The sequence below is a fragment of the Streptomyces sp. Edi4 genome, from assembly GCF_040253615.1.
Classification (GTDB): Bacteria; Actinomycetota; Actinomycetes; order Streptomycetales; family Streptomycetaceae; genus Streptomyces.
In genome coordinates this window covers 59,912-68,729 of sequence record NZ_JBEJGY010000005.1, presented here as the reverse complement: position 1 = coordinate 68,729, position 8,818 = coordinate 59,912, and the positions used below count along the sequence as shown (strand labels likewise).

At 70.3% G+C, this 8,818-nt stretch carries 11 protein-coding genes; 4 read left to right on the top strand and 7 right to left on the bottom strand.

The window, feature by feature from the left end; all coding sequences use genetic code 11:
• Positions 1-1,202 precede the first annotated feature (1,202 nt).
• From ABR738_RS37450 to ABR738_RS37440, 3 genes are read left to right on the top strand one after another with little or no spacing between them, the layout of a single operon-like run.
• Entirely contained in the window at positions 1,203-1,478 is a 276-nt protein-coding gene (locus ABR738_RS37450; RefSeq protein ID WP_350234977.1) for a hypothetical protein, read from the top strand.
• The gene (locus ABR738_RS37445; RefSeq protein ID WP_350234976.1) at positions 1,475-1,822 is read left to right on the top strand and encodes a hypothetical protein; all 348 of its coding nucleotides are present in this window, start codon (positions 1,475-1,477) and stop codon (positions 1,820-1,822) included. Before ABR738_RS37450 ends, ABR738_RS37445 begins: the two co-directional genes overlap by 4 nt.
• Positions 1,819-2,301 (top strand): helix-turn-helix domain-containing protein, encoded by a 483-nt coding sequence (locus ABR738_RS37440; RefSeq protein WP_350234975.1) that lies wholly within the window; start codon positions 1,819-1,821, stop codon positions 2,299-2,301. Before ABR738_RS37445 ends, ABR738_RS37440 begins: the two co-directional genes overlap by 4 nt.
• A 755-nt stretch (positions 2,302-3,056) precedes the next feature.
• Here the strand turns inward: ABR738_RS37440 and ABR738_RS37435 are convergent.
• Complete coding sequence (locus ABR738_RS37435) at positions 3,057-3,842, bottom strand: hypothetical protein (RefSeq protein WP_350234974.1); 786 nt, start codon at positions 3,840-3,842, stop codon at positions 3,057-3,059.
• A gap of 154 nt (positions 3,843-3,996) precedes the next feature.
• On the opposite strand from ABR738_RS37435, the gene ABR738_RS37430 reads away from it, so the two are divergent.
• On the top strand, positions 3,997-4,377 hold the full coding sequence (locus tag ABR738_RS37430) for a hypothetical protein (RefSeq protein WP_350234973.1): 381 nt from the start codon (positions 3,997-3,999) through the stop codon (positions 4,375-4,377).
• Between the two features lie 3 nt (positions 4,378-4,380).
• Here ABR738_RS37430 and ABR738_RS37425 read toward each other — a convergent pair whose 3' ends face one another.
• The 6 genes from ABR738_RS37425 to tap all read right to left on the bottom strand — a co-directional run bounded on the left by ABR738_RS37425 (position 4,381) and on the right by tap (position 8,739).
• On the bottom strand, positions 4,381-5,082 hold the full coding sequence (locus ABR738_RS37425) for a hypothetical protein (protein WP_350234972.1): 702 nt from the start codon (positions 5,080-5,082) through the stop codon (positions 4,381-4,383).
• A 186-nt stretch (positions 5,083-5,268) separates the two neighbouring features.
• The gene (locus tag ABR738_RS37420; protein WP_018554929.1) at positions 5,269-5,529 is read right to left on the bottom strand and encodes a hypothetical protein; all 261 of its coding nucleotides are present in this window, start codon (positions 5,527-5,529) and stop codon (positions 5,269-5,271) included.
• Complete coding sequence (locus tag ABR738_RS37415) at positions 5,526-5,918, bottom strand: DUF6247 family protein (RefSeq protein WP_350234971.1); 393 nt, start codon at positions 5,916-5,918, stop codon at positions 5,526-5,528. The genes ABR738_RS37420 and ABR738_RS37415 overlap by 4 nt, the downstream gene beginning before the upstream one ends.
• A complete protein-coding gene (locus ABR738_RS37410; protein ID WP_200727517.1) occupies positions 5,915-6,052 on the bottom strand; it encodes a hypothetical protein in 138 nt (45 codons plus the stop codon). The genes ABR738_RS37415 and ABR738_RS37410 overlap by 4 nt, the downstream gene beginning before the upstream one ends.
• A gap of 14 nt (positions 6,053-6,066) precedes the next feature.
• Complete coding sequence (gene tpg / locus ABR738_RS37405) at positions 6,067-6,624, bottom strand: telomere-protecting terminal protein Tpg (protein ID WP_350234970.1); 558 nt, start codon at positions 6,622-6,624, stop codon at positions 6,067-6,069.
• A 3-nt stretch (positions 6,625-6,627) separates the two neighbouring features.
• On the bottom strand, positions 6,628-8,739 hold the full coding sequence (tap, locus tag ABR738_RS37400) for a telomere-associated protein Tap (protein WP_350234969.1): 2,112 nt from the start codon (positions 8,737-8,739) through the stop codon (positions 6,628-6,630).
• Positions 8,740-8,818: the final 79 nt, after the last annotated feature.

The following is an 8,818-nucleotide window of genomic DNA, read 5'->3' as shown; positions in this document are numbered from 1 at the left end:
ACGTATTGCTAAGGGTTAATCCATTCCCTCCGATAGATGAAACCAGCACGTATGCCCCGGCAAGCCGGGGCATAGTGCCTAATTGCGCAAGCGCAATTCGAACTCCAGCGCAAGCGCTGGGAATGGAATTCCGTAAACGCAATTCCGGGTCAAACCACAATTCGCGCAAGCGCGAATTGGCAGGCGACCGCGCAAGCGCGATCACGCGGGCTGGCGACCGGGGAGGTGCATCACGCGCGGGACCTGAAGTAGGGCTTGGGGAACACCCGTAGCCACCACCCCCGCCAACCGTATCGGTGACGGATCGTCGGGTCGACATGACGGTGCCAGCCCCACCGCAGCCACGGGTTCCGGCTGCGCTCCACCCTGACCCCGCCCCCACTCCCGACGAGCTCGCCCGCTGACGTTCACCAGTATCCCGCCAGCATACAGGACGCCAACCCGCCACCGTGGGGCGGGAATCCGATGGGGCGTCATCCGCGAGGGCGAGCGCGCCGCCGTGGGCCACGCATCAAGGTACGCGCACTGTGTAGCGTTTGGGTCCTGGCCGCGCCACCCCTGCCCGGCCAATAAACTACCGGTTGAATTCAGCATTGCGCGGCCCGAAATAGCTCAGCCACGGAAAGGAAGCTCAGATATGGGACCGGTTGAATTCAACGTGCGGAGGTACCGGAGCGGTCCGGCCCCCCAGGGCCGGAGGGCGGAACCGCCCACCGGCACCGGCCACGCTTCCCGGCTTTTGATCGTCACGGTCGGCACCACCCGAGACTCAGAGCCGCTGCTGCCGTCCCCGACCCGCACCGGGGCGCGGCGCCGCACGCGAAGCCTGCTCAGCCACGAGGGTCGGCCCCCTCGGCCCGGTGGCTGGCAACGGCGACACGCCCGCCGTGACCAGCGGTTTGTGCCGTGCCCCGCACGGGGTGACGGGAGCGGCGCGCGGGGTGGTTGACCTCTAAAGACACATAAGAGCGTTCCGGGCCGAAACCGGCTCTGACCTGCGGTGATGCGAAACCCGTTTGGTTCTAGATATCCAGAACACAGGCGTCCTGAGTGTTCTGGATATCTAGAACAAAGACCCTCGAAACCTGACGGTCCGTCAGGTGACTCTGAGGCACCGTTTGTTCTGCTCCTCCAGAACAAGCCGGTTTACCTAGTGCTACCGTGCCACTCGAAACGTTGATCATCCCTGGAGGACTGTGCTGATGGAACAGCTGCCGATCGTCCGCCCCGGCGAGCGCGTGGTTGCGCGGTCGGACGGCAAGGGCGGCTTGATCCTGGGCGTGGAGAAGATCCAGGGCCGCGAGTTCGCCGCGAGCGCGGGGTGCAGCGGCTACGTGCTGGACGCCCGGCTGCTGATGGACGTACTCGGCAGCCTCAAGATGCCCGGCTCCTGGTTCCAGGTCTGGTGCAAGCAGGTGGCGCTGCAGAACGCGAACCGCGCCGACGACCAGCTCCGGCAAGCTGCCGCGGCTTCGTGAAGACCAACCAGCGCGACCTCCAGGCCCGGTGCAACCTGTCGGCCGCCTCCGTGAACGAGGCCAGCCAGTTCTTCACGCACATCGGCTGGCAGCGCACCGCCAAGCGCGGCATCCTCCAGCTGAACCCGTGGCTGACGGTGGCTGGCACCTCCGGTGAGCAGGAGAAGTGGCAGGCGCTCTGGAACGGCGCCAAGGGCCCGGCCTGCGTCATCCCGCACGCCGACTACCCCACCGAGTGGCGTCAGCTGCGGGAGGCGGAGAAGAAGGCCGCTGAGTCCGCCCGCCGCAAGGAGAAGGTCGTGACGCTGCGGCAGCGCCGTCCCGTACGCAAGGCGAGCGCATGACCTCGCCCGGCATATCCTCGTTACAGCGTCCCGACCTGATCGGAAGCGGCGAGGCTCCGTGCAGCAGCTCTTACGTCCCCAGCCCTCCCACGGAGGCCCCCGTCACGATCCCCCGTGACGTCCTGCGCCTCCTGGCCCTGGTCGACGTCTCCACCGCCGGCCGCCGCGTCCTGGACCAGCTGCTGTACCTCAGCGACCCGGAGACCGGCACCGCATCGATCAGCCAGAACGAGATGTGCGCCGAGCTAGGCGCGAGCAAGCCCACCGTGAACCGCGGCTTCAAGGAGCTCCGCGAGTGTGGACTCGCCTGGAGCCTCGAGGACGGCCTCTACCAACTCCACCCGCTGCTGACCGGCGGCGCGGTCTCCTCCCCCGTCATGAAGGTCCCGGAGATCAAGGCCGCCGAACCTGGACGCTTCACCGAACAGCGACGGGCCCGGTTCGCCGCCCAGATGGCCAACCTCGCCCCCACCGGCTGATCACCCCGCCGCAGCCCTCGCAGGCCGCCCAGCGGGCTCCTGGCCCCGCGAAGACCCCAAGGCGCCGCACTCTCCGTGCGGCGCCTTCTTCATGCCCGCCGCGATCAAGCCGGTAGCACCAGGTAAACCGGTTTGTTCTGGAGGAGCAGAACAAACGCGAGGCGCTCCGCCTCGCTGGCCGCCCGTGAGCCTCGGGGCGGGCGGTAGCACCAGGTAAACCGGATTGTTCTGGAGGAGCAGAACACCAGGGACCGCGCGGACCGAGGGCGATGTATGCAGCAGCTGCGCATGGATCTCCTGCCTAACATCACAGCTCCGCTATGTTCCGCAGCCGCCGCGACGGGTCCGAGGTGCTACCCCCGGGCCCCGGAGCAGCAGGCGCCGGCTGGAAGCAGCGCGGTCCGAGCAGCGGGCAGCAGCTGGCCGTGCTGCTCCGGCCGGGGCCGGCCTACTACCCGTGCAGCACCCGTGTGCCGCCTGGCCCAGGCAAATGCTGCGCTGCACCCACGACACCACCGTGCTGCACCCCGACGACCACCACCAGGACCACGAAAGCAGCACCCCGCCAACCACGGCCACCACCCCCGCTGCCCATCGAGCAGCAGCCCGCTGCCCACCACGGCGAGCAGCACGGCCAGGAGCAGCGGCATCCCGTCGCCGAAGGCCCTCGCCTCACACCTCACACCCTCACAGTGCGCCTCGCTCACCTGGGGAAACGGGCTGTGTGCCACATAGGAGCAGCCGGGATCGTCGGGCTACAGGATGGTGCCGGAGAGGGCGCGGCGGTCGCCGGACATCGCGTAGCGGCGAGCGGCGAGGCCGTTGTCGAGGGTCTCGCCGATCTGCTCGCACAGCGGGGTGAGGACGTCGGCCGCGTCGGTGTCGGACAGGTACGCCGGGGCGACTTCGAGCATCAGCTCCCCGAGCTGGTGGGTGGTGGCGGCGAGTTCGTCGACGACGCGGCGCAGCTCGGTGAGCGCGGGATCCGCCGGCGGACCGGCGGGCGGCAGGGGCGGCGCGGCGCGGACATCGCGGACGGCCTGGCGGACCACGGCGCGCACGGTCGGCTCATCGAGCGCCTGGAGGCCGCTGTGGGCGAGCGTGGCGAGGCGGCGGGTGATCAGCTCCGCGAGAACGTCCGTACGGCCGGAGACAGCGATCAGGGCGCGCTGGGACAGGCCGTAGTCGAGCGCGGCCGCGGCGGCCGGGTCGGTGTCTCGCGTGCGAGACGGATCGGGGCCGGCGGCGATGGCGTCGTGGATCGCGGCGAGGGAGCGGGCGACATCGAGCAGCCGGTACGCCTGGGCGCGGCTGATGCCGAACTCCGCGTCGCAGTACGACTCCCACGAGGTGAAGCCCAGGGGGAGCCAGACCTTGGCGGCGTGCGCGGCGCGGACCCGGGCGGCGAGCACCGCCACGGAGCGCCGGACGTCGTCCATCGCCTCGCGCAGCCCGGCTGTCATCTCCCGGGCGCGGGCCGCACTGAGCGGCGGCCGTGCCGGGTCGACGGCGTGCTCCTGGTCCTCGTTGTCCTCGCCCACGACTCCATCGTCCTGCGCGCCGGCGGACCGTGCCAGGGCGTGCGGAAGCACGGCCGCAAGCCCCCACCTCACAGGCTCACAGCCTCATAGGCAACGCGCTCACCTGGGGAAACGCCCTGTGAGGCTCATAGCCCTCACAGGGGGAGGGCGGAACGTGACACCGGTGCCGGGCGGCTCTGGCAGGCTGATCCGCGACGGCGGGCTGTCGCGTCTCGTCGCGGGAAGCAGGGGGTTCGGGGTGGCGGGGATCGAGCGGGAGCCGGTGGAAGTGCGGATACCCAAGGCCGCCTTGGACGCCTTCGCCGCGGCGCTGAGCGTGCGCACGGCGGCGATCCGGACCTGGCCCGACGGCATCGGGTGGATGTACGCCCTGGGCACGTGGGACGAGCCGCACGTCGAAGTGGCGCTCATGCCCGGCGGCGAGGAAGTCTGGCTGCGGATGTCCACCGACCGCTCCAAGCTCGTCGTGTGGACCATCCAGCAGTGGTGGGACTTCGCCGGCGAACTGCCCGGCGCGGCGCCGCCGCAGGTCTGACGCTCAGCCCTTCGTGATGATCCGGGTGAGGTCGAACGGGATCTCCTCCGCCAGCCGGAACAGCGGCTCCAGGACGCCCTGATACACCGGGTCGGTGTGGGGCGGGCAGTGCTCGGTCAGCAGACAGCCGGCGGCTTCGTCCTTGGTCCGGGGATGGGCCTCTTCCTCGTCTGCGGCGATCTCCACCACGAGATCGATCGCATCGTTCACGCCGTCGCGCACCTTGGCCCATCGCCGCGCGGTGTCCTCACGCTCGTTCGGGATGGCGCTGTGGTGCGTGCGCTCGGGCAGGAGGTCGGCCACCGGCACCGACAGCGCCGCGTGCAGGCGACCCAGGGTCGGCTCCTGGCACAGCTCTTCCACCGTCGTGGCCGTCAGGGGCGGCTTCGCCTCCGCGACGCGCTGCAGAACGGTGACGCCCAGGACGACCGCGGCCGCCGTGTACCGCCAGGCGGTCAGCGCCGTGTGCCGCTCGTACGCGGTCGCGCCGCTGGCGATCTCCTGGACGGCCTGCCCGTAGAACGGGAACGTGGTCTGCGTCTCGTGCAGTTCGGCCACATCACCGTGACTCTGGAGGCGGTCCCAGAGGCTGACCGCCGACTGCCACTCGTACCGCGCGGTCAAGAACGCCGCGTTCAGCGAGCGCAGCGCCTCGAGCTCGGTCGTCGTCAGCGGGCCGCGCTCATCGAACCGTGGAAACCGCATCGCTACTCCCCACCCCGGGTTCTGGATCAGTCCCCGGCACGCTATCCGTCTCTGCGGCGCCTGGTGACTACTCGCGGATACGCGTTGCCGTCCGGGTGGCTACCGGTGGATACGGCTGTGGCTACGATGCGAAACGCCCTGACCCCGGCAGCTGCAATGCCGGGGTCAGGGCGTTGTCACGGGTGGCTACCCGATCCAGATGATGTCCAGGACGGACAGGTGTCGGGTGAGCCGGTTGATCACATAGACGACGGACAACTGCCCGACCGACGCGGCGCGAACGTCCTCGCCGTCCGGGTCACCGGTGTTCCACTGCGGCCAGCCCCACGGGGAGCGCACCGCGAGGTCCAGGACGTCGCGGACCGACTCTTTCGCGTGCTCGGGGAGCTCGGTGAGCGTCTTGGCGGCCTGAGCCGACAGGCGAACCGCCCACGGCTCACCGGTCACCGGCGGGCACCGAGGACGTCGTCCAGGTCCACGAAGCCGGACTCGTCACGGCCGGAGTCCAGGTAGGCGTCGACGGCCGGGGCCGCGGCGACGCGCAACTGCCAGGCGCGTACGACGTCGTGGAGCGGGGTGAGGCTGTAGGTGTGGCGGGAGTCGTCCAGGGCCTTGGCCCAGTCCCGCTCGAAGGCCGGCACCCAGGTCTCCGCGCGGCGGTCGGTGCGTAGCTGGGCGAGCAGCTGGGCGGCGGCGGCCGGGGCCGGCGGGGCGGGGGCTTCCTCGGGCTGCGCGCTCATGGGCACCTCCTGGCGGGTCGTCACTTCACCGTACGCGCGGGACGGGACGGCGGGAGCGGCCATGACTGTTTTCCTTCCGGGGTCGGTGAGCGTCATGCCAGCTCCTCCTCCCAGTCGAGGAAGTCGGCGCCTTCCTCCTCCTGGCGCTGGTAGTCGTCGGCGGCCTGACGGTTCGCCGCGCGTTCGGCGTCGGTCTTCGGGTCCGGGAACGGGTAATTGATGCTGGCCATAAAGGGCTCCGAATTTAGTAGTCCAGATCGAGGTAGTCGATGTCTTTCATTTCGACTTCGTGGAGGTCGCTTGCGCGGCGTCCGCCGTCCTGAAAATACACTTCCCTGAATCCGTCGGCGATGATTTCACGCAACCTCTGGTCGTTGGCCCCTTCGTCGCGGGCGTCGAACAGGCGCTGCGCGTAGGCCGCGGGGAGGTGGACGGTCAGCCGGCGCATGCGCGGTTCGTCGGTCGATCCCCCGGCGGCCTTGTAGCCGAAGGACGCCCGGGTCTCCACGGTGATCCCGCCGCTGCTGGCCGCCTGCTTCCGCCGGCGGCGGCGCACCTGCGGCTGCCAGCGGGAGCGGACGGCACCGTCGATCTTCTTGGCGATGTCCTTGGGCGGGTTCTTGCGGGCGCCGCGCCGGTAGCGGTTGACGGAGTCGGCGGTGATGCCGAGCTCCTGGGCGACGGCCTTGGCGGTGCCGAGCTGCTTGAGCAGGTAGCCGATCTGGGCCTTGAGGGTCTTGGGCGGCTCGCGGGTGAACGCTTCCCGTTCGGCGCGCTCGATGGCGTTCTCGATCTCTCGCACCGGTTACTCGCCTTCGTCCAGCTCTGCGTTGCCGCCCTTGATGAGGCTGGCGGGGTTGTGGCCCTTCTCCATCACGTCGACCGCCCACAGCATCGACTGGACGCCCTCCAGCTTCGCCAGGCCCGGGGTGGGCCCGAGGCGGAACCCGCCCGGCTGCGGCTTGCCGGACGCCGCGTACGGCAGGAAGTCCAGCGGACTGGCACCCGGCGAGGGGTAGACGACGCAGTCGGACAGCACCGCGAGCGGGTACAGGCCCGTCAGCTTCACCATGTTGGCGAGCTTGCGGTGCATGTTGACCCGCGCCTTGCTGATGACGGCGGCGCGGATGTCGGGGCGCCAGGTGGGGCGTTGCATGCCCGGCCACGGGTCGCCGGGCTTGTGGTTCTTGCCCTGCGGGTTCTCGAACAGCTTGCCGATGCCGCCCTTGATGGTGCCCTTGATCGCGGCGAGTACGGCGGTCAGCGCCGGGTCGACGTCCTTGTGCCGGGCCATCGCCCCCAGGAACTCGGCGTCGGTGAGGTCCTTGGTGACGCCCATGTCGGCGAGGGTGTCGACGTAGGCGGTCTTGAGCCGGTCGTGCCACGGGTCGAGGTACGCGCCGGTCTCGCGCCGCAGGTACGCCTCGATCGGGGCGACGTTGTAGCCGAGCTCCTGGGCGTAGGCGACGGTGTGCGTCTGGTACCAGGCCGGGCCGGTCGGGCGCTCGCCGGACGGTGTGAACGGTGAGGGCAGGCGCGGGTCGATCTCCACGTGGGACAGGTCGACCAGCCAGGAGCCGGGGATCTTGGGGTTGAACTTCGGGGCGTGGAAGTGGTCGGGGGCGGACAGGCCGACGGTGAGCCGGGCGGCGGCCGCGAGGAACGCCGTGTTCAGGTCGAGGCCGACCGCGTAGGGCAGCGTGCACTCCTCATCGGTGAGGAGCTCCACCGGCCGCACCCAGTTGTACGCCTCTTCGTGCAGGAAGCCGCCGTCCCAGCCGGAGTGGAAGACGGCCGGGTGCTCGGGCTGGCCCTCCGGCGGGGCCGGGTCCATCGCCTCGGTGCCCAGCGAGCCGGGGTTGGGGCCGGAGACCCAGTTGCCGGTCTCCTCGTCGCGCACCGGCCGGGTCGGCGGGCGCAGCGCGGTCATCAGCTCCAGGCCGGAGACGGCGGTGCTGCCGCGCGGGGTGCTGACACGCTGGGCGTAGATGCCCAGGACGCGGGCGATGTCGGCCGGTGCCATGTCCGTGACGCCGGGCCAGGAGCGCTCATCAAGGGCGTCCCAGGGCAGAACCGCGAGCTGCACGCACTGACGCTGGGCACCGGTCGCCTTGCGGTAGATGCGGGCCCACGGCCCGAATCCCCTCTTCGTGAGCTGCCACTTCGCCTTGAGGACCTGCTTGATGACCGGGTGGTCCTCCTCCAGGCGCAGCCCGCGGCGGTCCTCCAGGCGCTCGGGGAGCCCGAGCTTCACGGCGGCCGCCGTGGTGAGGACGATCAGCGGGTCGGCGTCCTTGCCGTTGCGGTGCAGCTTCGGCGCACCGAGGCCGGCCTCGCGCAGCGTCCACTCCACCAGCTCCACGACCGTGGTCGCCGGGCAGTCGAGCACGATGCCGTCCACGCCGTACGCGGAGCCGTCGCCATCGAGGACGGCGAGCGGGCCGTGCGGGAAGCGCGGGTCGATCTCGGGCTTCGCGGCCTTCTTCGCGGCCGGGCGGCGCGACGACGTCGCCGGACGGGCAGCCGGGCGCTCCGGTGCGACCGGGGCGGCGGGGGCCTGGACCGGTGCGACGGTCTCCGGCTCGGGTGTCTCGGGCGCGGCCGGGCCGGTGAACGTCTCCGGTACCGGCACCGGCTGCGGTGCGGCGACCGGGGCGGGGACGGCGTGGGCGGGGTACTTCGCCGCCCAGCCGTTCAGCAGCCGCTGGTACGCCTCCAGGCGCGGCGACTTCGGCTCGCTCCTGCCGTTTTCGTAGTTCTTCACCGTCTGCACGGTGGACTTCAACGCGGTCGCGAGACGGGCCTGGGTGATGCCGGCGGCCTCACGCAGCCGGGCGCGCTCCGCCGGGGGCGGGAGCTGCGGCTCCTCCTCCAGCAACGCGTCGACGGACGCGAACAGTTCTTCCTCGGATGCCATGGGTGGATCTCCTTTCGTGCCCTCACCCTAGCACTGTTTACCCTAGCTTTTAGCCTGTTTTTTTAACCTGTTCGGATTC

Excerpts from the sequence above, each read along its gene's own strand:
- ABR738_RS37440 (WP_350234975.1), top strand. The coding sequence starts at position 1,819 with ATGACCTCGCCCGGCATATCCTCGTTACAGCGTCCCGACCTGATCGGA.
- ABR738_RS37415 (WP_350234971.1), bottom strand. The coding sequence starts at position 5,918 with ATGACGCTCACCGACCCCGGAAGGAAAACAGTCATGGCCGCTCCCGCC.
- tap (WP_350234969.1), bottom strand. The coding sequence starts at position 8,739 with ATGGCATCCGAGGAAGAACTGTTCGCGTCCGTCGACGCGTTGCTGGAG.
- ABR738_RS37410 (WP_200727517.1), bottom strand. The coding sequence starts at position 6,052 with ATGGCCAGCATCAATTACCCGTTCCCGGACCCGAAGACCGACGCCGAA.
- ABR738_RS37450 (WP_350234977.1), top strand. The coding sequence starts at position 1,203 with ATGGAACAGCTGCCGATCGTCCGCCCCGGCGAGCGCGTGGTTGCGCGG.
- ABR738_RS37425 (WP_350234972.1), bottom strand. The coding sequence starts at position 5,082 with ATGCGGTTTCCACGGTTCGATGAGCGCGGCCCGCTGACGACGACCGAG.